Genomic DNA, 24,395 nt, shown 5'->3' with positions numbered 1-24,395 from the left:
GCCACGCGAATCGCATCCCCAGAGGATCGTTCACACGGCGTTCACCCGCACTTACGCGTATCGACACCCCTTTATGCCGTCGCCAGTTTACCGACGCACCCCTTCGAGGGGCAGGGGTGGATCAGGTCGTTGCCGACTCGTGATATTCCTCACAGGACTTTCCTAGGTGAAATCACAGCGTTTTCGTGTGGAACTACCGAACTTCGTCACGAAGCCGCGCGGATCGGAGAGCGTCTTGGTACGTTAGCGGAGTGAGTTTCGAGCGCCCACCTTCTGACAGCACCGAGTCCTCCGAGACGCCGGGACAGAAGGCGAGCCCTCGGCGGTCGCCCTCACCGCGAACGAGTTCCGGCCGGGCATCATCGCCGGCTACGAAGAGTCCGTCCGCGAGTCCGGCGAAGCGCACGACGGCCGCCGCCAAGCGGCCCGCGACGCGCACTCCGGCCGAGCGCAAGCGGGACGAATCGGATGAGGCCGCGGTCGAGTCGACGGTCGTCGCCGAATCCGCGCCGAAGGTCACGGAGACCATCGCCACCATCGAGCTCCCGGCCGAGGAGGCCGCGGCGCCGCAACCGGCGAGCATCCGTGCGCGGAAGCCCGCCAGCACCCGCAAGCCTGCCGCCCGTTCGACGACACGCACCGCCACCACCGTCGCTGCGACCGCGGGCGACGCGAATGCCTCGGATGCGCCGGCTGCGACGCCGACCGCTGAGAAGCCTGCCGCGAAGGCACCGGCTCGCAAGCCGGCGGCCACGCGAACGCGCGTCGCGCCCCCGACCTCGCAGCCGAAGACGGGTGCTACGCGAACACGGACCCCGAAGCCCGCAGAGCCCAAGCCCGTCTCGTCGACGCCTGCACCGGTGGAGGACTCCGTCGTCGTTGAGGTGGCCCCCGTCGTCGAGGAGACGCCGATAGTTGAGGAAATATCGGTTTTGGAGGAAACTTCGGTTGTGGATGAGGCTCCGGCCGTCGTAGAAGCGGCTCCCACCGTGGACGTGACTCCGGTTGCGGATGAAGCGCTGGTCGTGGATACATCCCCAGCTGAAGAGCCGACGGCGGTGATCGAAGAGGCCGTGGTGGTCGAAAGCCTTCCCGTCGCGATCGAGGAACCCCAGGCGCGGGTCTCCGATGAGGCGGCGCTGGCCGAGGAGATCGACGCGATCGCGCCGCCTCTCGCCGAGCTGGCCGGTTCGTCAGCGGTTCTGGCCGCGACGACCGAGACGCCGGTCGCCCCCGACGCCGCGACCGCCCCGATCGTCCTCTCGCTGACCGGCCTCGTGAAGCACTTCGGCGACACCATCGCGGTCGACGGAGTGACCCTCGATGTTCGGCGCGGCTCGTTCTACGGCATCGTCGGGCCGAACGGCGCAGGCAAGACCACGACGCTGTCCATGGTCACGGGGCTTCTCCGCCCCGACGCCGGGCGAATCCTCGTCCATGGTGTCGACGCGTGGGCCGACCCGGTCAAGGCCAAGCGCACGATCGGTGTGCTGCCCGACAAGCTCCGGCTGTTCGATCGTCTCACCGGTGCGCAGCTGCTCTACTACGCCGGCACCCTCCGGGGACTCAAGAACGACGTGGTGCGTTCGCGTTCGGCCGACCTCGCCAAGGCGCTGGGCATCGAGGATGCGCTCAACCGACTGGTCGCGGATTACTCGGCCGGCATGACGAAGAAGATCGCCCTGGCTGCGGCGATGATCCATTCGCCCCGGCTCCTGGTGCTCGACGAGCCGTTCGAATCCGTCGACCCCGTGTCGGCCGCCAACGTGATCGACATCCTCCAACGGTACGTGTCCGCCGGCGGAACCGTGGTGCTCTCCAGTCACGGCATGGACCTCATCCAGCGGGTCTGCGACAGCGTCGCGATCATCGTCCGTGGCCGTGTGCTGGCCGCTGGAACGGTCGACGAGGTGCGCGGCGAGCAGACCCTCGAGGAGCGTTTCGTCGAACTCGCAGGAGGACGCAAGGCGGCGGAAGGCATGGAGTGGTTGCACAGTTTCTCCGACTGAAGCTCCGGCTGATGGGCAACGTCTTCCGACGGAGCCCCTGGCAGGTCTTCGGCCTCGTGATCGGCCTCATCTACGGGGCCATCATCACGGTCGTCGTCGTCCTCGCGCTGGTCGGCGCCCGGCTCTCGCCCGACATCGCGGTCGTCCACACGGTGCTGGTCGTCGTCGGTTCGGTCGTCGTCGCCGGGTTCCTGCTGCTCCCGCTGGTGTTCGGGGTCGACGACACCCTCGACCCGCGAAAATTCTCGCTGTTCGGCATCCCGAACCGGAGGCTCGCGACCGGACTCGCGCTCGCCGCCCTCATCGGCATCCCCTCGCTGGTGCTCGCGATCTGCTCGCTGACGACCGTCATCACCTGGTCGCGCGACCCGGGGTCGGCGTTCATCGCACTCGTCTGCGCGGTGCTCGCGGTGCCCACCTGCGTGCTGGCGTCGCGGATCTCGACCTCGGTCGCCTCCTTCCTCCTCGCCACCCGGCGGTCACGCGAGTTCGGTGGCCTCGTGGGTGTTCTCGTGATCGTGCTGATCTCGCCCGTGGTCGTCCTCCTGCTCACCGTGGACTGGGGCCGCGACGGTCTCCGCGTGCTCAACGGGTTCGCCGGCTGGCTCGCGTGGACCCCGCTCGGCGCGGTGTGGTCGGCTCCGGGTGCCGCCGCACAAGGCGACTGGGGGGCAGCATTGCTGCAGGTGCTCATCGCTGCCGCGACGCTCGGGCTCCTCTGGCTCGCGTGGGCAGCACTCGTGGCCAAGATGCTCGTGACTCCCCAACGCGAGGCGCAGGCGAAGGCGTACACGGGGCTCGGCTGGTTCGATCGGCTTCCCGGCGGACCGACCGCTGCCATCGCCGCCCGCTCGATCACCTACTGGGGCCGGGATGCGCGGTACTGGATCGCCTTCGTGATGATCCCGATCTTCCCGGTGTTCATCGTCGTCGCGCTGACCGTCGCCGGCATCCCCGCGCACTACACGGCCCTGCTTCCGCTGCCGATCATGTGCCTGTTCCTCGGGTGGACGATCCACAACGACATCGCCTTCGACAACACCGCCATCTGGTTGCACGTCGTCTCCGGCACGCGAGGGATCGCCGACCGGGTCGGCCGGATGTTCCCCGTCATCCTGGTCGGCATCCCGCTGATCGCGATCGGTTCCATCGTGACGACCGCCGTCTTCGGCGACTGGGTGGTCCTGCCGGCGGTCGCCGCCCTCAGCGGTGCCCTGCTGCTCATCGGTCTCGGCCTCTCGAGCTTCGCGTCGGCCATGTTCCCCTATCCCGCGACCAAGCCGGGCGACAGCGCCTTCGCACAGCCGCAGACCTCCGGGGCGTCCTCGGCGCTGGTGCAGTCGCTGAGCTTCTTCGCGATCATCCTGCTCGCGGCGCCCATCATCGCCACCTTCGCACTCGGTCTCCTCGTCGCGCCGTTCTGGATCACCGTGTCACCGGTCGTGGCCGTGCTGATCGGCTTCGGGGTGCTCTTCGGCGGCCTCTACCTGGGCGCCAGGGTGTTCGACCGGCGCGGACCCGAACTGATGGCGTTCGCGACACGGAACGACTGATCACCGACCGACCTACACTGGAACCATGTACGACGCGAGCATCTCCGAACCGGGCGGCATCCCCGACGGTGGTGGAACAACGACCCTCGACCGCGAACTCCAGGAGCTTCTCCAGCACGAGAACATCGAACCGGGCGATCACGAACGCTTCGCGCATTACGTGAAGAAAGAACAGATCCTCGAGTCTGCGATGACGGGCAAGCCGGTCAAGGCGCTCTGCGGCAAGATGTGGACTCCTGGGCGCGACCCGGAGAAGTTCCCGATCTGCCCGACCTGCAAAGAGATCTACGAGCAGATGAAGGACGGATAGGCGCCGATCCGCTAGACGAAGATCGTCGGGAGCACGGGGTCGCCACGCCCCAGGCGGAAAGCCTGGTCGGGGAGTTCGGCCATGGCCGAAGCGCGGTGCTCACGAGCCAGGCGCACCCCGTCCGCGCCCAGGTACCGTCGGTCGGCGACGCCGTCGGTGATCAGCGGGACCAGCAGGTCCCGCCCGCGATCCTTCACGACGTCGTCTTCTCCGATCACGTGGATGGCCTCCGCCACCGCCCGGCCGGACTCGTCCAATCGGCGCACCGGATGTTTGCGCCCGCCCACGCTCGCCTTGCCGTCCGACTTCTTGGCCACCGGGATCCAGTCGCCCACGTGTCCCCGGGGACGGTGGGCCACCAGCTTGTACACCATTCCCGATGCCGGGAAACCGGAACCCGTCACGACGGCGGTGCCGACTCCGTACGAATCGACGGGAGAGGCGGCGAGTGCTGCGATCGTGAACTCGTCCAGGTCGTTCGTGACGGTGATGCGCGTCTTCGTCGCGCCCAGGGAGTCCAGCTGGGCGCGCACCGTGCGGACCAATGACGGCAGATCGCCGGAGTCGAGCCGCACCGCGCCGAGTTCGGGGCCGGCGATACGAACCGCCCGCTCGATGGCGCGCTCGACGTCGAACGTGTCGACCAGGAGCGTCGTGCCTGCGCCGAGCGCTTCGACCTGCGCGCGGAAGGCGTCCTCCTCCGAGTCGTGGAGCAGGGTGAACGCATGGGCTGCCGTACCCATCGTCGGCACGCCCCAGGTGCGCCCTGCCTCGAGGTTCGACGTCGCACTGAAGCCCGCGATGAAGGCGGCGCGCGCTGCCGCCACAGCCCCGCGCTCGTTCGCGCGCCGGGAACCCATCTCGGCGATCGGCCGGCCGACCGCTGCCGTCACCATCCGTGCGGCCGCACTGGCCACCGCCGAGTCGAAGTTGAACACACTGAGGATCAGCGTCTCGAGGATCACCCCTTCAGCGAACGGCGCATCGACGACGAGGAAGGGTGACCCGGGAAAATACACCTCGCCTTCGCGGTAGCCGCTGATCGACCCCGAGAAGCGATAGTCGGCGAGCCAGTCGATCGTCGCATCCCGCACGACGTGGGCGCTCCGGAGCCACTCGAGCTCTTCGTCCCCGAACCGGAACTGCTCGATCAACTCGATGAGGCGGCCGGTGCCGCCGACGATCCCATACCGGCGACCGGGTGGGAGGTGACGGGTGAAGGCCTCGAACACGCACTCGCGATCGTGGGTTCCCGCGAGGAGCGCGGCATCCAGCATCGTGAGTTCATAACGGTCGGTGAGGAGGGCGGATGAACCGGACACGGGGCAAGCCTAGCGATCCGGCCGAAGTTATAGGCTGGCTTCTTGTGACCGATGCGCCGATTGGAATCTTCGACTCGGGTGTTGGCGGCCTCACCGTCGCACGTGCTGTTCGCGACCAGCTGCCGGGGGAGTCGATCCTCTACGTCGGCGACACCGCCCACTCGCCGTACGGGCCGAAGCCGATCGCCGATGTGCGCCGCTACTCGCTCGAGGTCCTCGACTTCCTCGTCGAGCAGGGCGTGAAACTCCTCGTGATCGCCTGCAACACGGCGTCGTCGGCCATGTTGCGCGACGCGCGGGAACGGTACGACGTGCCGGTCGTCGAGGTGATCCAGCCCGCCGTTCGACGAGCGGTCGCCGCGACGAAGACGGGGCGTGTCGGCGTGATCGGAACCGTCGGGACCATTAATTCCCGCGCGTACGAGGATGCGTTCGCCGCGGCGCCCGACCTCGAACTCTTCAGCCAGGCGTGCCCGCGGTTCGTGGAATTCGTCGAAGCGGGGGTGACCAGCGGCGCCGAACTCCTTGCGGTCACGGCCGAATACCTGCAGCCGCTGCGGGACGCGCAGGTCGACACTCTCGTGCTCGGATGCACCCACTATCCGTTCCTCAAAGGTGCGATCTCCTACGTCATGGGCGAAGGCGTGACCTTGGTCTCCAGTGACACGGAGACGGCGAACGATGTCTACCGGGTGCTCGTCGGCCAGGGGCTGGAGCGGACGGCGCCCGGCGCGCCGAGCATCCGCTACGAAGCGACCGGGGCCGATGCAGGCGATTTCATGCGGCTGGCGCATCGGTTCATGGGGGCCGAGGTCGCCAGCGTCGACCTGGTGCGCACCGGCACCATCGACCTCGGAGCGATCGCCGCGCACTCCGACGGGAAGATAGTCTGACCCGGTGAACGAAATCATCCGCGCCGACGGGCGCACCACCGACCAGCTGCGCCCGATCACCGTCGAACGCGGGTGGAGCCGCCAGGCAGAAGGATCCGCACTCATCTCGTTCGGCGACACACGCGTGCTCTGCACCGCATCGTTCACCAACGGCGTCCCCCGGTGGATGGCGGGCAAAGGCAAAGGCTGGGTCACCGCCGAATACGCGATGCTTCCTCGCTCGACGAACGACCGCATGGACCGCGAGTCGGTCAAGGGGCGGATAGGCGGGCGCACCCACGAGATCAGCCGGCTGATCGGCCGGAGCCTGCGCGCCGTCGTCGACATGAAGGCGCTGGGCGAGAACACGATCGTGCTGGACTGCGACGTGCTCCAGGCCGACGGCGGAACCCGCACTGCCGCGATCACCGGTGCCTACGTCGCCCTGGCCGACGCGCTCGAGTGGGGCCGCGAGCACCGTTTCATCGCGCAGAAGGCCACTCCTCTCATCGACTCGGTCTCCGCGGTCTCCGTCGGCATCATCGACGGTGCGCCGATGCTCGACCTCGCGTATGTGGAAGATGTCCGCGCCGAGACCGACATGAACGTGGTCGTCACGGGACGCGGACTCTTCGTCGAGGTCCAGGGGACGGCCGAAGGCGCACCGTTCGACCGCAACGAACTGAACTCGCTGCTCGATCTCGCACTCCAGGGCACCACCACGCTCGCCGGCATCCAGGCCGCGGCGATCGCGGCCGCGAGGTGACCGTGCGCCTGGTCCTCGCGACCCACAACGCGCACAAGGTCGAGGAGTTCCAGCACATCCTGGGCGCATCCGCCCCCGAGCTCGAGATCGTCGCCTACGACGGCGCGGAGCCGGTCGAGGACGGCGTCACCTTCGCAGAGAACGCACTCATCAAGGCGCGCGCCGCCGCGGCGCACACGGGCCTGCCTGCGCTCGCTGACGATTCGGGCATCTGCGTCGACGTGATGGGTGGCGCGCCCGGCATCTTCTCGGCGCGTTGGGCGGGCCGGCATGGCGATGCCGCGGCGAACAGGAGACTGCTGCTCGACCAGCTGTCCGATCTCGGCGACGGCAAACGCCGTGCCCACTTCACAGCGACGATCGCGCTCGTCCTGCCTTCGGGTGAGGAGACGGTCGTCGAGGGCGTGTGGCCGGGTGAGCTCGCCACAGCCGAGAGCGGCGAGCACGGGTTCGGATACGATCCGATCTTCGTGCCTGACGGGCACGACGTCACCGCCGCAGAGCTCGACCCGGCCGTGAAGAACGCCGAAAGTCACCGCGCGAGGGCGTTCGAGAAGCTGGTTCCCGCCGTACGCGCTCTCGCGAACCGACGTTGAGAACGGCACTCATTCCCAACTGCGCCGCGCGACTGGCGAGCCGTGCGCGGCACGCCTACCGTTGAATCACGATGACTCATAACCACGGCCACGCGGCCAACCGCAACCGGCTCCTGATCGCGATCGGGATCGTGGGATGCGTGCTGGTCGTCGAGGCCGTCGGGGCATGGATCAGCGGCTCGCTTGCCCTGCTGGCCGACGCCGGGCACATGCTCAGCGACGTCACCGGACTGATCATCGCGCTCATGGCGACCATCGTCGCGGCCCGCCCGCCAACCGATCGGCAGACCTTCGGCTACCAGCGGGCGGAAGTCTTCGGCGCGCTGATCAACGGTCTGATCCTCGTCGTCGTCGCCGTCTTCGTGACGGTCGGCGCGATCACCCGCCTTGTCGAGGCGGGGCAGCCCGACGTTCAGAGCACGCCGATGCTGGTCGTCGCCGTCATCGGTCTCGTCGCGAACGCCGTGGCACTCCTAGTCCTGCGACCGGGAGCAGGCCACTCGATCAACATGCGCGGAGCCTACCTCGAGGTCTTCGGAGACCTGGTCGGGTCGTTCCTGGTCATCGTCGCTGCGATCGTGATCATGCTGACCGGGTTCGTCGCGGCGGACGCCATCGCGTCGCTGGCGATCGCCGCGATGATCCTTCCGCGTGCGTTCGTGCTGCTCAGAGACGTCGTGCGCGTGCTCAGCGAGTCGGCTCCAGCGGACACCGATGTCGCGCAGATCCGCGAACACATCCTCGGGACGGCGGGCGTCGTGGATGTGCACGATGTGCACGTCTGGGCCATCACCTCCGGTGCGCCGGTATTCACTGCGCATGTCGTCGTGGAGGCGCAGGTGTTCCGGTCGGGTTCGACCGGCGCACTCCTGGATGAGTTGTCGGGATGCTTGTCGAAACACTTCGACGTCGAGCACTCGACCTTCCAGCTGGAGCCGGCCGAGCACGCCGCCCACGAGGACGAACTGCACCGGTGACGGGTCAGAGTTCGTTACGGGTCAGAGTTCGGAGGGCTTCCGCTGGAACACGCTCGGGTCGAGCGCGACCTCGGCGTCCGTCGGCAGCGCTGCTTCGGCGCCGCGTGCGATGGCCGCCTTCCTGGCCTTCCGCGTCGACTGGATGTAGTGGTACAGCGTCGGCACCAGGGTGACGACGACCGCGCCCAGCAGGATGAGGTCGATGTACTTCTGCACGAAGTCGGCGACCGGCGGGATGTAGCCCAGTACGAATCCGAAGTACGTGAGGCCGGCGCCCCAGATGAGCGCGCCGATCGCGTTGTACAGCGAGTACTTCTTGTAGTTCATGTGGCCGACGCCGGCGGCGACCGGCGCGAAGGTGCGCACGATCGGGACGAAGCGGGCGAGGATGACCGCCAGTGCGCCGAAGCGCTCGAAGAACTTGTTCGTGCGCCGCACGTTCTCCATGCTGAACAGTCCGGTCTCTTTGCGTTCGAAGACGCTCGGCCCGAACTTGTGGCCGATCAGATAGCCGACCTCACCGCCCAGGAATGCTCCGACGGCGATGGCGAGCCCGACCCACCAGATGTCGAGACCGAACACGAAAGACGTGTGGGTGAGGAGACCGGAGATGACCAGCAGGGTGTCGCCGGGGAGCAGGAACCCGACGAGCAGTCCCGTCTCAGCGAAGATGATCCCGCACACCACCAGGAGTGCCCACGGTCCGGCCGAGTGGATGATCACGTTCGGGTCGAGCCACGGAATGAGTGCGGCGTGATGGATCACAATTCTCCAGGTGATTCTCGGGTCGAAGGAATGCTCAGAGTTTAGCTGCGGCCGCCTGCGGAATCGATGCGAACGCTATGCGCCACCCGAAAGATCATCCTGAGGTCTCATTGAGCCCCCGATGGCCGCCCATTGTTCGTAATTCAGGAAGTCTGGGCGCCGTGATGCCGTGGACGGGCATCCGACCAGGGGTTTTGTCGCGATTGTGCGCCATGCGGCCGCATCCGCCGCTCAAACTCCTGTTTTACGAACACCGCGGTGAGCGCGTCGCCCGTCCAGGTCTGTAAGTGCGGGAGAAGGGACGTGAACCCTCGGAGTCTGGAAAGTGCGGGAGAAGGGACTTGAACCCTCACGCTCGAAAGCACAGGAACCTAAATCCTGCGTGTCTGCCAATTTCACCACTCCCGCTGGCGCGGTAACAGGTTACCGTGTCAGGCGAGTTGGTCCTCGACGAGAGGCCTCACCTGCGTGCCGTACAGCTCGATCGCCTTCATCAGGTGGTCGTGGCCGAGGGTGCCGTTGCTGATCTTCAGGTCGAATCGCGACAGGCCGAGTCCCTTGGCCGCGTACGCGATCTTGCGGGCGACCGTCTCGGGGGAGCCGACGACCAGCGCGCCGTCCTCGCCGGCCTCGTGTTCGAAGCGCGCTCGTGTCGCCGGCGGCCAGCCGCGCTCCCGTCCGATCCGGTTGGTCATCGTCTCGTAGTGCGGCCAGAGGATCTCCTTGGCCTCTTCGTCGGTCTCGGCGATGAATCCGGGGGAGTGCACCCCGATCGGCAGGTCCGTATCCTTGCCGAACTGTTCGAGCGCGCGCCTGTACAACTCAGTGAGCGGCTGGAACCGCATCGGCCCGCCTCCGATGATGGCGAGCATGAGGGGGAGGCCGTAGTGCGCCGCACGAACGACCGACTCAGGGCTGCCGCCGACGCCGACCCAGGTCTTCAGCGGGCCGTTGTCGAGTTTGGGGTAGACGCTCTGGTTCTCGAGGGATGCCCGCAGTCCGCCCGTCCACGTGACGGGTTCCTCCTTCAGGAGCTCGGCGAAGAGGTTGAGCTTCTCTTCGAACAGTTCCTCGTACTGGGTCAGGTCGAAGCCGAACAGCGGGAAGGATTCGATGAACGACCCGCGGCCCAGGATCACTTCCGCGCGCCCGCCGGAGACGCCGTCGAGTGTCGCGAATCGTTCGAAGACGCGCACGGGGTCGTCCGAACTGAGCACGGTGACGGCGGTGCCGAGGTGGATGTTCGTGGTGCGCCCTGCGATGGCGCCGAGGACGATCTCGGGAGCGGAGACGGCGAAATCCTTGCGGTGGTGCTCTCCGATGCCGATGAAGTCGAGCCCGACCTGGTCGGCGAGCACCCCCTCCTCGACCACATTGCGCAGGACCTGCCCGTAGCTGAGTGGTCGTCCGTCGGCATCCTCGGTGACGTCGCCGAAGGTGTCGATGCCGAGTTCGAGTGTGGCCATGATCGCGATCCCGTCTCTGTGTATGCGTTTGCATGCATCACAACCGGCGCACCTGCGCGCCTATTCCAGCCCAGACTATTCGGGAGTCGCGCGTGGGCTATTCGGGAGTCGCGCGTGGGCGCCGCGGCACGTAACGGGGGATGAACCGCGAGAGCATCACGGCTCCGGCCACGCCCACGATCCCCAGCACTCCGCTCGCGAACGCGATCGAGACCACGGCCGTCAGGAGCGACACGACGAGCGGTGCGATCGCGGATCCCGCATCGCCGGAGAACCGCCACGCTCCGAGGAACGGTGCGGGCTGCTCCTTTGGGGCGAGGTCGGCGCCCAGGGTCATGATGATGCCGCTGCCGACACCGTTCGCCACGGAAAGGAACATCGACACCGCGATGTACCAGCCCACATTCGTCGGGAGATCGTGGGTGAATGCGAGAACGATGAATCCGAGACCGAGACCGGTCATCGAGGGGATCGCACTCCACATCCTGCCGAAGCGGTCCATGATCTGGCCGCTCGAATAGAACAGGGCGAAGTCGATCGCGCCCGCGATCCCGATGATGAGAGCTGTGTTGCTCTCGCTGATCCCGATACTGACCGCCCACAGCGGCATGAGGACGGTGCGCGCCGAACGGAGTGCGCCGATCAGTGCGACTCCGGTGCCCATCCGGGCAAGAACGCCGCGATAGGACCAGATGGTGCGGAACAACCCCTGGGTGCGCTCCGCCGCCTCCTCTTCGCCTTCGCTGCGTCTGACCCCGTCGGAGCCGACCTCCGTCGGGGGCGCACCGAACATCTTCTCGGGGTCGGGGAGGGCGATCAGGACGATCACGGAGCCCAGGCAGCTCACGATGAAGATCCAGAAGACGGACTGGGTGCTGCCGGTCACCTGGATGACGACCGACGCGATCAGCGGTCCCACGAACCATCCGGCCCGGAAGATGCCGCCCAAAGTCGACAGCGCCCGCGCCCGGTATCGCACCGGTACATACGACGTCATGAAGGCGTGGCGCGCCAGTGCGAAGACCGCCGTCGCGAGACCGACGACGAAGATCCCGATCGTCAGGACGAGCGGGTTGGGGGCGACGAGACACACGATCACACCGGCGATCGCGAGAACAGCCGCCCAGATCATCGATGTGCGCTCGCCGAAGCGGCTGACGACCCATCCGCTCGGAATGTCGCCGACGAGTTCGCCCACCATGATCATCGACGCGATGAAGCCAGCCAGGGCGAGGCTCGCTCCTAGATTGTTGGCGGCGATGGGGATGATCGGAATGATCGCGCCCTCGCCCACGGAGAAGAGCAGAGTCGGGAGAAAAGCGGCCAGCGCGACCGAACGGAAACTGAAGGCGCGCTCTTCGGAAGTCATTGATTATCACACTACAACGACCTCAGGTGGTGGTCCGGGACGGGGCATGAACTCAGAACGGTAGGCTGGGATGGCCATGATTGAACTTGATCTCACGCAGCAGATCGCCGAGCTGCGCTCCACCTTCGGTGACATCCGGGCCGTCGTCGATGTCGACAGGCTCACCGAGGAGATCGCCCGCCTCAGCGCAGAAGCGGGTGTGCCCGACCTGTGGGACGACACCGAGCGTGCACAGAAGATCACCAGTGCTCTGAGCCACCGCCAGACCGAGCTCGCGCGCATCACCAGCATCGAGCGGCGCCTCGACGACCTGGAGGTCCTGGTCGAGCTTGCAACGGACGGCGAGGGCGACGAAGAGTCCGCGAACGAAGCGCGGGCCGAACTCGAGTCGCTGCAGAAGACGCTCGGTGAACTCGAAGTGCAGACCCTGCTGAGCGGCGAGTACGATCCTCGCGCGGCCGTGGTCACCATCCGTGCTGGAGCCGGGGGAGTCGATGCTGCCGACTTCGCGGAGATGCTGCTGAGGATGTACCTGCGGTGGGCCGAACACCACAACTACCCGACGACCGTTCTCGACACCAGCTACGCCGAAGAGGCGGGCATCAAGTCCGCGACTTTCGAGGTCGACGCGCCGTATGCCTTCGGCACCCTGTCGGTCGAGGCGGGCACGCACCGCCTCGTGCGCATGAGCCCATTCAACTCCGCGGGAAAGCGGCAGACGAGCTTCGCCGCCGTCGAAGTCGTTCCCCTGATCGAGCAGACCGAGTCGATAGAGATCCCCGACAACGACATCCGCGTCGACGTGTTCCGTTCGTCGGGCCCCGGCGGCCAGTCCGTGAACACGACCGACTCGGCCGTTCGGATCACGCACCTCCCGACCGGCATCGTCGTCAGCTGCCAGAACGAGAAGAGCCAGATCCAGAACCGCGCTGCGGCGATGCGCGTGCTCCAGTCCCGGTTGCTCCTGCTCCAGCGTGAGCAGGAGGCGGCGACGAAGAAGGAGCTCGCGGGTGTCATCACCGCGAGCTGGGGCGACCAGATGCGCAGCTACGTGCTCGCGCCGTACCAGATGGTCAAAGACCTGCGCACCGAATTCGAGGTCAACAACCCGTCGAACGTGTTCGATGGCGACCTCGACGGATTCATCGCTGCGGGTATTCGATGGCGCTCCATGGCTCACATCGACTGACAAACCTTTTGAGTGTCGCTGCTGCATTTGCAGCGAGGTCTGCTTAGGCTCAAGGGGTCATGATTCGGTTCGATCACGTATCCAAGCAGTACTCGGGCACAACGCGCCCTGCGCTCAATGCCATCAACCTCGAAGTGCTGCGCGGAGAGTTCGTCTTCCTCGTCGGTGCTTCCGGCTCGGGCAAGTCGAGCTGCCTCCGGCTGATCCTCAAAGAGGAGAAACCGTCGAAAGGCAAGATCCACGTCCTGGGACAGGACCTGGGGACGATCTCGAGCCGCAAAGTCCCGTACTTCCGGCGCAACATCGGTGTCGTCTTCCAGGACTTCCGGCTGCTGCCCAACAAGACGGTGTTCGAGAACGTCGCCTTCACGCTGCAGGTCATCGGCAAGTCCCGCGGCTTCATCCAGGAGGCCGTGCCGGATGTGCTCAAGATGGTCGGCCTCGACGGCAAGGCCGCGCGGCGCCCGCACGAGCTGTCCGGAGGTGAGCAGCAGCGTGTCGCCATCGCGCGCGCCGTGGTGAACAAGCCGCAGGTGCTCCTGGCGGACGAGCCGACCGGAAACCTCGACCCGGCGACGAGCGCGGGCATCATGGCCGTTCTCGAACGGATCAACGCCGGCGGGACGACCGTGCTCATGGCGACCCACGAGGCCGGAATCGTCGACCAGATGAAGCGCCGTGTGATCGAACTGGTAAACGGCCAGATCGTGCGCGACGAGCGTCACGGTGGCTACGGCTTCACAGCCGCGATCCCGACAGCGCACATCGCGGTGGCCGACGAGCCTGCCGACACGGTCACGCGCGACACCGCGCCGACCCGTCTGCCGCTCCACCAGGCGACCGGGCCCGTGCCGCCTCTCACGCGCGCACCCTCCGCCCCGCAGCACGCGCAGGCCGCCGAGCCGGCACCGCAGTACGAGCCCGCGCCGCAGCACGAGCCGGCGCTGCGGCACGAGCCCGCGCCGCAATCCACGCCCGTGCCTCAGTACGAGCAGGTCGAGCCGGAGCCGCCGTTCGAGCAGCCCCAGCCGGACCCGCAATACGAGCCGGTGCCAGCATCCGCCCCGTCCGACACCGGACAGACCCGGCTGAGCGCACACTTCGCGGCACCCCCGACCCAGCCGGTGATCCGTCCGCGACTGACCGATCACGAGCTCCCCGAGCAGCTCAGCCTCGCCGAGAAGCTCGGGCTTCGCGCGCCGGGCCGCGACGAGGACCCGGGCGAACAGAACGTAGGGCCGACGAAATGAGATTCGGACTCATCTGGTCTGAGGTCGTCAGCGGTCTCAGGCGCAACATGTCGATGGTCGTCTCCGTCATCCTGGTGACGTTCATCTCGCTCACCTTCGTGGGAACGGCCGTTCTGCTGCAGATGCAGATCGGCCAGATGAAGACCTACTGGTACGACCGAGCGCAGGTCGCGGTCTACATGTGCACCGCCACCGACGCGTGCCCGGGCGGTGAGGCGTCGGCGGAGCAGATCGCAGCAGTCAAGACCCAGCTCCAGTCGGCGACGCTCACCCCGTACATCCAGAAGTTCTACTTCCAGGACCACAAACAGGGCTACGAGCAGTTCAAGCAGCAGTTCAAAGGCAACCCGGTCGCCGACTTCGTCACCCCGGACCTGATTCCGCAGACGTTCTGGGTGAACCTGAAGAACCCGTCGCAGTCCGACGTGCTGACCGAGACGCTGTCATCGCTGGCCGGAGTGCAGAGCGTCGTCGACCAGCGCAGCTACCTCGACCAGATCTTCTCCATCCTCAGCGCCGCCAGTTACACAGCGATCGGAATCGCCGTGCTCATGCTGGTCGCTGCGGCGCTCCTCATAGCCACGACCATCCGCCTCTCCGCCTTCTCGAGACGGAGGGAACTCGGCATCATGCGGCTGGTGGGAGCGTCGAACCGGTTCATCCAGACTCCGTTCGTGCTCGAAGGCGTGTTCGCCGCTCTCATCGGGTCGGTGCTCGCGGCAGGAGCGGTCTTCGCGATCGTGCACTTCTTCGTGCGGGGCTACCTCGCCAATCGCATCGTCTCGATCAACTTCGTGAGTGAGAACGACGCGCTGGTGGTGGTACCGATACTGCTCCTCGTCGGTATCGTGCTCGCCGCGATCTCGGCGAACTTCGCCATCAGTCGTTACCTCAAGGTTTAGACGCGATAGACTGTCTGGCTCGCTGAAAAGCAGCGGGAACCCGACGAGTTTGTTCAGGAGAGAGCCGTGCCCAGGGAACGTGGCCAGAAAGTGGTGGCCACCAATCGCAGAGCCCGCCACGACTACACCATCGAAGACACCTATGAGGCCGGACTGGTCCTCACCGGTACCGAGGTGAAGTCGCTGCGGGCCGGCCGCGCATCACTCGTCGACGGCTACGCGTACGTCGACGGAGGCGAAGCGTGGCTCGACGCCGTGCACATCCCGGAGTACGCGGACGGTACGTGGAACAACCATGCGCCTCGCCGCAAGCGCAAGCTCCTCCTGCACAAGGCGCAGATCCTGAAGATCCACAACAAGGTCAAAGAGGGCGGATACACGCTGATCCCCCTGTCGATCTATTTCAGCGACGGCCGCGCGAAAGTCGAAATCGCCGTCGCCAAAGGCAAGCGCGAATACGACAAGCGGCAGACGCTGCGCGAACGCCAGGACAAGCGCGAAGCCGATCGGGCCATGGCCAGCCGCCGGCACCTGGGGGAGTAGGTGCAGCCGTTGCCCGCTGAACGGAAGGACGCCAGAGTGGAGACGATGAGAACCGCGCGCCGCATTCCCGTTCCCGGCACCTACAATTTCCGCGATGTCGGAGGTTATCCGGCAGACGGCGGCACCATCCGGTCGGGCAAGCTCTTCCGTTCTGACGGCATCCACGCCCTCGGTGACGCGGGGAGGCAGGCTCTGCGCGAGCTCGGGGTCCGGGAGGTCATCGACCTCCGCGACGACTTCGAAGTCGAAGCGATGCCCGACGACATCGCCGGCCTCGACGCGAAGGTGCTGCGACTTCCGGTGTTCGAAGGATCCGGCGCGTCCCAGGACACCGTGGGGATCAGCCTTGAAGCTCTCTACGAGCGCATCCTGACCCTCCATGCCGATGTCGTGGTCTCAGCACTCCGCGAGCTCGCCGGCTCGGGCGACGAGGGCGTGCTGATCCACTGCACGGCAGGCAAGGACCGCACCGGCATCGTGGTCGCGCTGGCGCTCCTGGCCGTCGGTGTCGATCGGGAGACGGTGATCGCCGACTACGCGGAGTCGGAGTCGAATCTCAGCGGAGACTGGCTCGATGCCATGCTCACCCTGGTCGAAAGCCACGACGTCGAGATCACGCCGTCGCTGCGCATCCTGCTCGGCGGCAGCCCTCCCGAGGCGCTGGACGGCGCGATCGCCCGCATCGAGAAGGAGCATGGGAGTGTGCGCCAGTACCTGCTCGACTCGGGTCTCAGCGAGCTCGAACTCGCATCCCTCCGCGCGGTGCTCGTCGAGCCCAGCTGACTGAGCGGCAGTCGTGTCACGACGCGGCGAACCGTGCGTGCACCTGGATCTGGATGACGATCTCCTCGGGTTTGAGCGTAAGGGATGCGTTCGACGTGTCCGAGACGGCACGCGCGAACAGGGGCTGAGGGGGCTGGACCGGCGCCGACCCGTCGCCGAGCATCCCCGGGTCGCTGAGCGCGACCGGACGGACCGTACTCAGGCCGAGGCTGGTCGCATAGACGGTCGCCTTGGCCACCGCATTCTCGACCGCGCGTCGCCTGGCTTCCTGTACGAGGGTCTGGCGGCGTGCATCCGTCAGGCTCCAGGTGACGCCGGCGACCGTCACGCCGCTCAGCAACGAGGTGGTTCCGACCCAGTCAGAGAGGGCGGCGAGGTCGCTGAAGGTCACCTCGAGGTCGAGCTCCGCGTGGTGGATGACGGGCAGCTGTTCCCCGGTCTGGCTCCAGGGGCGGTCGCCCCAGACGCGCAGGGAGCCGGATGTCCAGGACGTGACCGGTCCGGCCTGGGAATCGTGCAGGTCCCGCAGTTCGCTCACCAGGAAAGCCTGCCGTTCGGTGGTGTGGGCGAGCACCTCCTCCCGGTCGGGTCCGTCGAAGGTGACGGACAGTCGGACGTATCCGCGCTCGGCCGCATGCTTCAACTCGTACTCGCCCTGGACCGTGATGATCGTCTCCGCCATGAAGTGATCGTGGCATAGAACGGGACCTCAGAATGTTGTATGCTGATGAGCTCGCCTTCAGGCGATTGCAGTTCGACAACTCAACAGCGTGTGACAGTGACCCGGCTACAAGCCGTGCATGGGGATGATCGGTTTCGACATTGCCTGCGCAATTGTGAGAAGCGGGTCGAGGATGCAGGGTTATCTCGTTAACGATCCCCGCAAAAAAATAAGTGCCAATTCAAACCGCACTGTCTCTGCCAAGGCAGACTTCGCCCTCGCGGCGTAAGTTTCCTTCCGGCAACTTATAGAGACCGTCAGACCGGGAATGCTCTCTACCCGGATCCTGGCGTTAGCTAGAGAGATTGCTTCTGCGTTTCGTCTGAGGGCGCAGAGGGACTTCAACTGAGACTGGGCTCGTTGGTTTAGCTGCCAATGGCAAATACCAGAGCCGAGTAGAACGCTTCCATTGGATACACCCGTAGAAGGCACATGACCACAGCAGTGGACGGGGGTTCAATTCCCCCCATCTCCACAATCGGTCGCTGTCACACGCTGCTTGTTTTCTGTCGCTCAATGAGCCGATGCCTTGAGACATGAGACATATTCAGTATTGTCGCCGGGCGGTGTGGGGCGTAGGCTCCGGCCCATGCGCATCAGCAGATCTCGATCACGTTTGGTCACGGTTGCTCTCGCCGCACTCGCCGCGGTGGGGCTGACTCTGGGTACGGCGGCGCCGGCGTCCGCCAGTGCATGGAATGATCCGCATTGGCGGGAGCTGCGATACGTCGCGCTCGGTGACTCCTACGCCGCGGGGCAGGCAAGCGACTGCACGCACACCGCCTCCAGCTACCCTCTCCTGCTCGACCGGCTGCCGAGCGTAAACCTTGTCAGTGACGTCAGCTGCGCCGGAGCGACGACGACCACCGTCATCACCAGCCAAATCGGCGCGGTCAACCGGACCGTCAGCCTCGTCACTGTCACCGTGGGCGCCAACGACCTCGACGTCGCCGGGCTGCAGGCCGTCTGCGCCGTCAACCCCGCATCCGCGCCCTGTGCAGCGGCAATCCAGGCTCGTCAGGCCCAGCTCCCCGCCCTGTTTGCAAACCTCGCCGCGACGTATTCCCAGATAGCGGCAGCGTCCCCGGCGGCGACGATCCTCGTCACCGGCTACGCGCCGCTGGTCTCCACCGGGCCGCTCTATACCGCGGAGCAGGCCCTCAACGCGACCATTCAGGGCGCCGTGACCAGCGTCGCCGCAGCGGGCGCTCACATCCGCTACGTGGCTGTAGCCTTTACCGGCCACACGGCGGACAGCCCGCATCCGTGGTTTGTTCTCACAGGCCCGAACATCTTCCACCCAACCTGGCAGGGGAACCTGGCGTACGCGGCCGCGATCGCCAGTGCGCTTCTGGCTGTCGAGTTGGGCCGCTAGCTCGCGGCGTCGTAGCCGAACTCGCGGAGCTCCTGCGAACACCGGCAGGCCGCAGCGATCTTCCGCGCCCACTCGACCGCGTCCTCGCGCGTCGGCAGCTCCAGCACGGTGAAGCCGCCCTTGACCTCGCTGCCGGGATAGATCGTGGTGCTCACGGATCCGTCGGCGGAGACCAGGACGGGATCGACGCTCTCCTCGATCCCTCCGCCGAACACGTAGACGCCTGCGGCTTTCGCCTCTTCGATCACGGCGTGCGATTCGGCGACGACGATCGGGAACTCGTCTTCGGTGAGGACCATGGCTTCGCTCGGAAAGGAGATGAGGTATTTGGTCATGCCTCGATGCTGGCCTGCCGGCGGTCCGGGGAGCAACCCTCAGTCGTTCGGCTCCGGGGGTGGGGCGGATGCCTCGAGCTGGGCCCGGACGGCTGTCGAGACGTTCCCGTGGATGTTGGCGGCTCCGACGCGTTGGAGGACACCAGCTCGGTCGAGCGTGGCCTTGACTGCGGGTTTCAGGCGGGCGAGGCGGAGGGCGATGCCCGCATCCGCCGTGAGGGTGACGACGTCGCCCAACGACGCAGCGCCCTGAGAGTCGATGAAGTTGACGCCCGCGCAGTCCAGGACGATTCCGGTCAACCCGGACTCCGAGTGGATGATCTCGCGCAGGCGATCCTCCAGCGCATCCGAGGTCGCGAAGAAGAGGCCTCCGTCCATGCGGATCACGACGACACCGGGGATCTGCTCGTCGTCCGGATGCTCGCTCAGGTCACGGAAGACATCCGTCTTCGGCTTCCGGGCGAGGACGGGGATGTGAGGATGCGTGGCGACTCCGATGAGCCAGAGCAGCGACAACCCGATTCCGATCATGACACCGGCGAGGACGCCGAACGCAAGGGTGCCGACGATCGCGGCGATCGCGATCCAGAAGTCGAACGGCTGAACGCGGGCGAGGCGCCGCATCTCGGGAATGTTGATCATGCCCGAGACGACGGCTTCGATGATGAGGGCTGCGAGGACCGGCTTGGGCAGCGAGGAGAACAGCGGGGCCAGGACGAGGAGTGTCAACAGAACCATGACACCCGAGGTGAGTGACGCCAGTCCCGTGCGGGCACCGGAACGATCGTTGAGCGAACTCGCCGACAGGCTGGTCGAGACGGGCATGCCCTGGAACAGCCCCGCACCGGTGTTCGCCACCCCTTGGGCGACCGACTCCTGGTCGATGTCGACCTGGTAGTTGTGTTTGGCCGCGAACGCCCGGGCATCGCCTGCCGTCTGGGAGAAGCCGATCAGTACCAGCGCAACTGCCGCGATGGCCACGACACCGGCGTGAGACCACATCAGGCCGAGATTCGGAATCGCCGGTACGGGCAGCCCGCGAGGCACATCCCCGACGAGAGCCACGCCGCGGTCCCCGAGTTGAAAGAGCCAGGAGGCGAGCAGACCTCCGACGACCAGGACCAGCGCTCCCGGAACCTGCGGGGCCACCTGCCTGAGCCCGAAGACCACGACGAGCGAGACGACACCGACGACCACGGTCGCCTGGTTCCATGAACCGAACGTGCCCAGCCACGACCACAGTTCCTGAAATGTGTTATCGCCGCTGGTCTTGGTGCCGGTGAGCTTGGGGAGCTCTCCGATGACCACGTCGATGGCCGCTCCGAACAGGAACCCGGTCACGACGGCACGGGAGAGGAACTGCGCGATCCATCCGGCTTTGAGTACTGCGAGCAGCAGGAACAGGATGCCCGACGCGAGGGTGATGCCCGCAACGAACGACGCGATCTCTCCCTCGTCGGTGAGGCCGACGGCGAGCACCGCGCTCGCGGCGACGGCGGCCAGCCCCGAGCTCGGGCCCATCGAGATCTGGCGGCCGGTACCGAAGATCGCGTACAGGATGGCGCCGGCCGCGGCGGCGTACAGCCCGTTCTGAAGGGGGATCCCGGCTATCCCGGCATAGCCGAGGTTCTTCGGAACGATCAATGCCGCGACGGTGACTCCGGCGATCAGGTCGCCGCGCAGCCAGCGCCGGTCATAGGTGCGAAGCCAGCCCAGGATCGGGACCAGCTTGGTCAGGCCTCGCCTGCGGCTCACGATGCGCGGTGGGACATCGACATGTGCACCATGGTGACATCAAACTGTTGCCGGTGCTACGGGCTCACAGCACCGGGAGTGCCAAGTCAGTTCTCCGGGATCGGCTCCTTCGGGAGTTTGCGCACCTTCGCGCGCCGTCGGCGGCGCTCCGGGATCATCGATCGCATCTCCTCAAGCTTGCCGAAGCAGAGCAGCCGGTCGCCCGACTCGAGTTCGACACCACCACGCGGGTTCGGGATGACCGTGGCGCCGCGGTGCAGCGTCAGCACCGTGATGTCGCGATCGCCGAGCCCGGAGTCGCGGATCGCCTTGCCGACCAGGTCGGCGTTGCCGTGCACGAGCAGTTCGGCCACGCCGTAGCCGGTCGACACGCTGAGCCGCTGGCGCACGTCGATCTCGGGGAAGGCGACCTGGTTGGCGATGAAGTCGATGATCGCCCCTGCGACGTCGAGGCTCGTCGCGCGCTCGATGCCCTCGAGGCCGGGAGACGAGTTCACCTCCATGACCAGCGGGCCCTCGTTGCCTTCGAGCATGTCGACACCCGCGACACGCAGGCCCATGATCTGCGCCGAGCGCACAGCTGCCTGCTCGTACGCCGGTGTGAGCTCGACGGGCTCCACGGTGCCACCACGGTGGACGTTCGAACGGAACTCGTCCCCGCTCGCAACGCGGCGCATCGCAGCGACGACGCGGTCACCGACGACCAGTGCCCGGATGTCGCGACCGCGGCTCTCAGAGATGAAGCTCTGGATGAGCACGTTCTGCTTCGTCGAATGAAGCGTCTCGATGATCGCCTCCGCGATCTTCACCTCGGGGGCGAGGATGACGCCGATGCCCTGGGTGCCCTCGAGGAGCTTGATGACGACCGGGGCGCCCCCGACGCGTTCGATGGCGAGCCGCACATCCGCCCTGCTGTGCACGAATGCCGTGGCCGGCATCCCGATGTTATGACGGGAGAGGATCTGGGTCGCGCGCAGCTTGTCGCGCGAGTTCGTGATGCCGTTCGCGGTGTTCGGGGTGTACACATCCATCTGCTCGAACTGGCGTACGACGGCCGTGCCGAAGTACGTGATCGAGTTGCCGATGCGCGGAAGCACCGCGTCGTAGTCGGACAGGAGCCGCCCGCGGTACTGGAGGTCGGGTTCATGCCCGGACAGGTCGATCGCGAAGCGCAACGTGTCGAGCACTTTGACCTGATGGCCGCGTTGCAGCGCGGCCGCTCGGAGTCGCTGGGTGGAATACGCCTGCGGAGCGCGCGAGAGGATCGCCAGTTTCATCGTGTGCCCCTGCAAAGATGGTGGAGTGCAAACAGACTTCCATTCAAGCACCATCGCGGGCTGGCGCGAATGGGTGAGCCTGCCAGGCATCGGGGTGCCGTGGATCAAGGCGAAACTCGACACCGGCGCGCGCAGTTCGGCCCTGCACGCGTTCGACGTGGAGGAACTCCGCCGTGACGGGGTCGACCTGGTGCGTTTCCGGGTACGGCCGTGGCAGAAGTCGGAGCGCGACTCGGTCGAGGTCGAATGTCCCGTGCACGACCGCCGGCTCGTCCGGAGTTCGTCCGGTCACAGCGAGGAGCGGATCGTGGTGCTCGTCGAGGTCGAGCTGTTCGGGCGCACGGTCATCGCCGAGACGACGTTGAGCAATCGCGACCAGATGGGTTTTCGCATGCTCATCGGCCGTGAGGCGCTTCGGCAGGGGTTCGTCGTCGACCCGGGGGAGTCGTTCCTCGGCGGTCGCGCGCCCCGGGTCATTCGTCGCCGCAATCGCGGTCGGGAATAGCAGCTCTCCCGAGGCTGTACAACGCCGCCCCCTTGCGACGAGAATCGCGGGATGAGCGAAGAGCGACCGGCACCACAGGTGCCTGAAGGCGCGGGATCAGCGGCCGCGCTGAGAGCGCAACTGCTCGCGACCGAGCACTGGAGTCTCCTCGCCTCCCGCAGCACGACCCAGAGCGAGGTGCTGACCCGCATCAGCATCCTGCTCACCCTCGCCAGCGCGGCCCTCGTCAGCGTCGCCCTCGTCGGGCAGGCGACGAAGTTCTCGGGCACGTTCTCGATCTTCGCGAACATCCTGCTCGGAGTGCTCGTGCTGGTCGGTGTCCTCACGCAGTTGCGCGTGATGAACGTGAGCATGGAAGACCTCATGTACGTCCTTGCGATGAATCGACTGCGCGCCGCGTACGCCGACCTCGCGCCGGGTGTCGAATCCTCGTTCATGACCTCGCTGAACGACGACTTGGCCGGATCGCGGGAGACCTACTACTTCCTCGGTCGCCGTGGAGTGACGCAGGTGCTGGGCAGCAGCCTGGTCTTCGTCGTCGTCGTGAACGCGACCTTCGTGGGACTGCTCGTCGCGAGCCTCATCGTGACGGCCGGAGCCTCCTTCGTGGCCGGCGTGATCAGCGGTGCAGTGGTGGGTGTCGTCTACGCGGTCGTGTCGATGCTCATCTCGGGCCGGATCTATTTCCGGCTCTGGAAGACCTACGTTCCACGCAGGCCCACTCCCGGTTCGTGACGGATCGAGCCCACACGCCGGTTCCGCTCAGCGCACCTGGAGCAGGATCTTGCCGATGTGCGTGGAGGACTCCATCCGGAGGTGTGCCTCGGCAGCATCCTCGAGCGGGAAGACCGAGTCGACCACCGGACGGACCCGGCCTGCCTCGATCAGCGGCCAAACCCGGCTGCGCACCTCGGCGATGATCGCGACCTTCTCGGCGAGCGGCCGGGCACGCAGTGTCGTCGCCCAGATCAGGCCACGCTTCATCATCAGGTGGTTGATGTCGAACGTCGATGGGCCTCGCCGGCTGGCGATCTCCATGATGCGGCCCTCGCGAGCGAGTGCGCGGATGTTCCGTTCGAGGTAGTCGCCGCCCACGATGTCGAGGACCACATCCGCTCCCCGTCCATCAGTCGTGTCAAGGACCACCTCCACGAAATCCTGCTGTGTGTAGTCGATGGCGACCTCGGCGCCGAGGCGGCGGCAGAAGGCGGTCTTCTCGGGGGATCCGGCGGTCGCGATCACGTGGGCTCCGGTAGTCGCACCCAGCTGGATCGCCATCGACCCGATGCCGCTGGACCCGCCGTGGACCAGAAGCGTCTCACCAGGCTGGAGCTTCGCGTGCCCGTAGACGTTCGACCAGACGGTCGCGGCGACCTCGGGGAGACCGGCAGCCTCCACCAGGTCGACGCCTTCCGGCACCGGGAGGACGAGCCCTGCATCCACGGCCACGAATTCGGCGTAGCCGCCGCCCGCGAGGAGCGCACAGACGGTGTCGCCGACGGACCATCCGGACACGTCGGGGCCGATGGCGGCGATCTCGCCCGAAACCTCGAGGCCGAGCCAGTCCGGGGCGCCCGGCGGAGGGTTGTAGTGCCCCCGCCGTTGCGAGAGATCGGCGCCGTTGACGCCGGCGGCCGTGACCCGGATGAGGACCTCATGGTCGCCGACGACCGGCTCCGGAACGTCCGCGAGGACCATCGCCTCGGGTCCGCCCGGCCTCGGAACCGTTATCGCGCGCACGGTCGCACCTCCGTC

The 24,395-nt window shown here is 66.5% G+C and carries 24 protein-coding genes, 1 tRNA gene and 1 other RNA gene; 16 read left to right on the top strand and 10 right to left on the bottom strand.

Going from position 1 to position 24,395, the window contains the following annotated elements; all coding sequences use genetic code 11:
• Positions 1 to 251: 251 nt before the first annotated feature.
• The 3 genes from G3T36_RS20175 to G3T36_RS13140 are packed head-to-tail and all read left to right on the top strand — an operon-like array spanning position 252 to position 3,872.
• Complete coding sequence (locus tag G3T36_RS20175) at positions 252 to 2,009, top strand: ATP-binding cassette domain-containing protein (protein ID WP_338031576.1); 1,758 nt, start codon at positions 252 to 254, stop codon at positions 2,007 to 2,009.
• Positions 1,985 to 3,562: a hypothetical protein gene (locus tag G3T36_RS13145; protein WP_338031575.1), complete on the top strand. Its 1,578-nt coding sequence runs from the start codon at positions 1,985 to 1,987 to the stop codon at positions 3,560 to 3,562. The genes G3T36_RS20175 and G3T36_RS13145 overlap by 25 nt, the downstream gene beginning before the upstream one ends.
• A 25-nt stretch (positions 3,563 to 3,587) precedes the next feature.
• Positions 3,588 to 3,872 (top strand): DUF3039 domain-containing protein, encoded by a 285-nt coding sequence (locus G3T36_RS13140; protein ID WP_163290184.1) that lies wholly within the window; start codon positions 3,588 to 3,590, stop codon positions 3,870 to 3,872.
• 11 nt (positions 3,873 to 3,883) lie between these two features.
• Here the strand turns inward: G3T36_RS13140 and G3T36_RS13135 are convergent, their stop codons facing one another.
• Positions 3,884 to 5,194: a nicotinate phosphoribosyltransferase gene (locus G3T36_RS13135; RefSeq protein ID WP_163290183.1), complete on the bottom strand. Its 1,311-nt coding sequence runs from the start codon at positions 5,192 to 5,194 to the stop codon at positions 3,884 to 3,886.
• 44 nt (positions 5,195 to 5,238) lie between these two features.
• On the opposite strand from G3T36_RS13135, the gene murI reads away from it, so the two are divergent.
• The 4 genes from murI (at position 5,239) to G3T36_RS13115 (ending at position 8,405) form a co-directional block, all read left to right on the top strand.
• Entirely contained in the window at positions 5,239 to 6,087 is an 849-nt protein-coding gene (gene murI / locus G3T36_RS13130) for a glutamate racemase (protein ID WP_163290182.1), read from the top strand.
• A gap of 4 nt (positions 6,088 to 6,091) precedes the next feature.
• On the top strand, positions 6,092 to 6,832 hold the full coding sequence (rph, locus tag G3T36_RS13125) for a ribonuclease PH (protein WP_163290181.1): 741 nt from the start codon (positions 6,092 to 6,094) through the stop codon (positions 6,830 to 6,832).
• Entirely contained in the window at positions 6,829 to 7,428 is a 600-nt protein-coding gene (rdgB, locus tag G3T36_RS13120; RefSeq protein WP_163290180.1) for an RdgB/HAM1 family non-canonical purine NTP pyrophosphatase, read from the top strand. The genes rph and rdgB overlap by 4 nt, the downstream gene beginning before the upstream one ends.
• Before the next feature lie 71 nt (positions 7,429 to 7,499).
• Positions 7,500 to 8,405, top strand: coding sequence for a cation diffusion facilitator family transporter (locus G3T36_RS13115; protein WP_163290179.1), 906 nt, complete (start codon positions 7,500 to 7,502; stop codon positions 8,403 to 8,405).
• A 21-nt stretch (positions 8,406 to 8,426) separates the two neighbouring features.
• On the opposite strand, the gene G3T36_RS13110 is transcribed toward G3T36_RS13115, so the two are convergent.
• The 4 genes from G3T36_RS13110 to G3T36_RS13095 all read right to left on the bottom strand — a co-directional run bounded on the left by G3T36_RS13110 (position 8,427) and on the right by G3T36_RS13095 (position 12,005).
• Complete coding sequence (locus tag G3T36_RS13110; RefSeq protein ID WP_163290178.1) at positions 8,427 to 9,170, bottom strand: DedA family protein; 744 nt, start codon at positions 9,168 to 9,170, stop codon at positions 8,427 to 8,429.
• A gap of 326 nt (positions 9,171 to 9,496) precedes the next feature.
• A tRNA-Leu gene (locus tag G3T36_RS13105) sits at positions 9,497 to 9,578 on the bottom strand.
• A gap of 23 nt (positions 9,579 to 9,601) precedes the next feature.
• Entirely contained in the window at positions 9,602 to 10,636 is a 1,035-nt protein-coding gene (locus G3T36_RS13100; protein ID WP_193571094.1) for an LLM class flavin-dependent oxidoreductase, read from the bottom strand.
• 97 nt (positions 10,637 to 10,733) lie between these two features.
• Complete coding sequence (locus G3T36_RS13095; RefSeq protein WP_163290177.1) at positions 10,734 to 12,005, bottom strand: MFS transporter; 1,272 nt, start codon at positions 12,003 to 12,005, stop codon at positions 10,734 to 10,736.
• A gap of 76 nt (positions 12,006 to 12,081) precedes the next feature.
• On the opposite strand from G3T36_RS13095, the gene prfB reads away from it, so the two are divergent.
• The 5 genes from prfB to G3T36_RS13070 all read left to right on the top strand — a co-directional run bounded on the left by prfB (position 12,082) and on the right by G3T36_RS13070 (position 16,672).
• A complete protein-coding gene (gene prfB / locus G3T36_RS13090; protein ID WP_163290176.1) occupies positions 12,082 to 13,194 on the top strand; it encodes a peptide chain release factor 2 in 1,113 nt (370 codons plus the stop codon).
• 59 nt (positions 13,195 to 13,253) lie between these two features.
• A complete protein-coding gene (ftsE, locus tag G3T36_RS13085; protein WP_163290175.1) occupies positions 13,254 to 14,444 on the top strand; it encodes a cell division ATP-binding protein FtsE in 1,191 nt (396 codons plus the stop codon).
• Positions 14,441 to 15,346 (top strand): permease-like cell division protein FtsX, encoded by a 906-nt coding sequence (ftsX, locus tag G3T36_RS13080; RefSeq protein WP_163290174.1) that lies wholly within the window; start codon positions 14,441 to 14,443, stop codon positions 15,344 to 15,346. Before ftsE ends, ftsX begins: the two co-directional genes overlap by 4 nt.
• Before the next feature lie 66 nt (positions 15,347 to 15,412).
• Positions 15,413 to 15,889 carry an SsrA-binding protein SmpB gene (gene smpB / locus G3T36_RS13075; protein ID WP_163290173.1) on the top strand — a complete coding sequence of 159 codons (477 nt, stop codon included), beginning with the start codon at positions 15,413 to 15,415 and terminating at the stop codon, positions 15,887 to 15,889.
• 45 nt (positions 15,890 to 15,934) lie between these two features.
• Positions 15,935 to 16,672 carry a tyrosine-protein phosphatase gene (locus tag G3T36_RS13070; RefSeq protein WP_163290172.1) on the top strand — a complete coding sequence of 246 codons (738 nt, stop codon included), beginning with the start codon at positions 15,935 to 15,937 and terminating at the stop codon, positions 16,670 to 16,672.
• 16 nt (positions 16,673 to 16,688) lie between these two features.
• Here G3T36_RS13070 and G3T36_RS13065 read toward each other — a convergent pair whose 3' ends face one another.
• A complete protein-coding gene (locus G3T36_RS13065; protein WP_163290171.1) occupies positions 16,689 to 17,354 on the bottom strand; it encodes an SIMPL domain-containing protein in 666 nt (221 codons plus the stop codon).
• Positions 17,355 to 17,474: 120 nt separating this feature from the next.
• Between G3T36_RS13065 and ssrA the strand changes: the two genes are divergently transcribed.
• Positions 17,475 to 17,871: a transfer-messenger RNA gene (gene ssrA / locus G3T36_RS13060) on the top strand.
• 111 nt (positions 17,872 to 17,982) lie between these two features.
• A complete protein-coding gene (locus G3T36_RS13055; protein ID WP_163290170.1) occupies positions 17,983 to 18,768 on the top strand; it encodes a GDSL-type esterase/lipase family protein in 786 nt (261 codons plus the stop codon).
• Here the strand turns inward: G3T36_RS13055 and G3T36_RS13050 are convergent.
• The 3 genes from G3T36_RS13050 to rimK all read right to left on the bottom strand — a co-directional run bounded on the left by G3T36_RS13050 (position 18,765) and on the right by rimK (position 22,135).
• Positions 18,765 to 19,103, bottom strand: a complete 339-nt coding sequence (locus G3T36_RS13050; RefSeq protein ID WP_163290169.1) for a YciI family protein — start codon at positions 19,101 to 19,103, stop codon at positions 18,765 to 18,767. The two genes, G3T36_RS13055 and G3T36_RS13050, sit on opposite strands and share 4 nt — an antisense overlap.
• Before the next feature lie 39 nt (positions 19,104 to 19,142).
• Positions 19,143 to 20,858 (bottom strand): sulfate permease, encoded by a 1,716-nt coding sequence (locus tag G3T36_RS13045; protein WP_163290168.1) that lies wholly within the window; start codon positions 20,856 to 20,858, stop codon positions 19,143 to 19,145.
• An 86-nt stretch (positions 20,859 to 20,944) separates the two neighbouring features.
• Positions 20,945 to 22,135: a 30S ribosomal protein S6--L-glutamate ligase gene (gene rimK, locus G3T36_RS13040; protein WP_163290167.1), complete on the bottom strand. Its 1,191-nt coding sequence runs from the start codon at positions 22,133 to 22,135 to the stop codon at positions 20,945 to 20,947.
• Positions 22,136 to 22,160: 25 nt separating this feature from the next.
• Between rimK and G3T36_RS13035 the strand changes: the two genes are divergently transcribed.
• On the top strand, positions 22,161 to 22,640 hold the full coding sequence (locus G3T36_RS13035) for a putative ATP-dependent zinc protease (protein WP_163290166.1): 480 nt from the start codon (positions 22,161 to 22,163) through the stop codon (positions 22,638 to 22,640).
• Between the two features lie 51 nt (positions 22,641 to 22,691).
• The gene (locus G3T36_RS13030; RefSeq protein WP_163290165.1) at positions 22,692 to 23,375 is read left to right on the top strand and encodes a hypothetical protein; all 684 of its coding nucleotides are present in this window, start codon (positions 22,692 to 22,694) and stop codon (positions 23,373 to 23,375) included.
• Positions 23,376 to 23,402: 27 nt separating this feature from the next.
• Here G3T36_RS13030 and G3T36_RS13025 read toward each other — a convergent pair whose 3' ends face one another.
• Positions 23,403 to 24,380 (bottom strand): zinc-binding dehydrogenase, encoded by a 978-nt coding sequence (locus G3T36_RS13025; RefSeq protein ID WP_163290164.1) that lies wholly within the window; start codon positions 24,378 to 24,380, stop codon positions 23,403 to 23,405.
• Positions 24,381 to 24,395 lie beyond the last annotated feature (15 nt).

This window comes from Leifsonia tongyongensis (assembly GCF_010686705.1).
In the GTDB taxonomy this organism is placed as follows: domain Bacteria; phylum Actinomycetota; class Actinomycetes; order Actinomycetales; family Microbacteriaceae; genus Diaminobutyricibacter; species Diaminobutyricibacter tongyongensis.
The sequence above is the reverse complement of the archived record's forward strand: the minus strand, read 5'-3'. Positions and strand labels throughout refer to the sequence as shown.

Excerpts from the sequence above, each read along its gene's own strand:
- G3T36_RS13140 (WP_163290184.1), top strand. The coding sequence starts at position 3,588 with ATGTACGACGCGAGCATCTCCGAACCGGGCGGCATCCCCGACGGTGGT.
- G3T36_RS13095 (WP_163290177.1), bottom strand. The coding sequence starts at position 12,005 with ATGACTTCCGAAGAGCGCGCCTTCAGTTTCCGTTCGGTCGCGCTGGCC.
- G3T36_RS13070 (WP_163290172.1), top strand. The coding sequence starts at position 15,935 with ATGAGAACCGCGCGCCGCATTCCCGTTCCCGGCACCTACAATTTCCGC.
- prfB (WP_163290176.1), top strand. The coding sequence starts at position 12,082 with ATGATTGAACTTGATCTCACGCAGCAGATCGCCGAGCTGCGCTCCACC.
- G3T36_RS13100 (WP_193571094.1), bottom strand. The coding sequence starts at position 10,636 with ATGGCCACACTCGAACTCGGCATCGACACCTTCGGCGACGTCACCGAG.
- G3T36_RS13050 (WP_163290169.1), bottom strand. The coding sequence starts at position 19,103 with ATGACCAAATACCTCATCTCCTTTCCGAGCGAAGCCATGGTCCTCACC.
- rimK (WP_163290167.1), bottom strand. The coding sequence starts at position 22,135 with ATGAAACTGGCGATCCTCTCGCGCGCTCCGCAGGCGTATTCCACCCAG.
- G3T36_RS13030 (WP_163290165.1), top strand. The coding sequence starts at position 22,692 with ATGAGCGAAGAGCGACCGGCACCACAGGTGCCTGAAGGCGCGGGATCA.
- ftsE (WP_163290175.1), top strand. The coding sequence starts at position 13,254 with ATGATTCGGTTCGATCACGTATCCAAGCAGTACTCGGGCACAACGCGC.
- ftsX (WP_163290174.1), top strand. The coding sequence starts at position 14,441 with ATGAGATTCGGACTCATCTGGTCTGAGGTCGTCAGCGGTCTCAGGCGC.
- G3T36_RS13065 (WP_163290171.1), bottom strand. The coding sequence starts at position 17,354 with ATGGCGGAGACGATCATCACGGTCCAGGGCGAGTACGAGTTGAAGCAT.
- G3T36_RS13055 (WP_163290170.1), top strand. The coding sequence starts at position 17,983 with ATGCGCATCAGCAGATCTCGATCACGTTTGGTCACGGTTGCTCTCGCC.
- G3T36_RS13115 (WP_163290179.1), top strand. The coding sequence starts at position 7,500 with ATGACTCATAACCACGGCCACGCGGCCAACCGCAACCGGCTCCTGATC.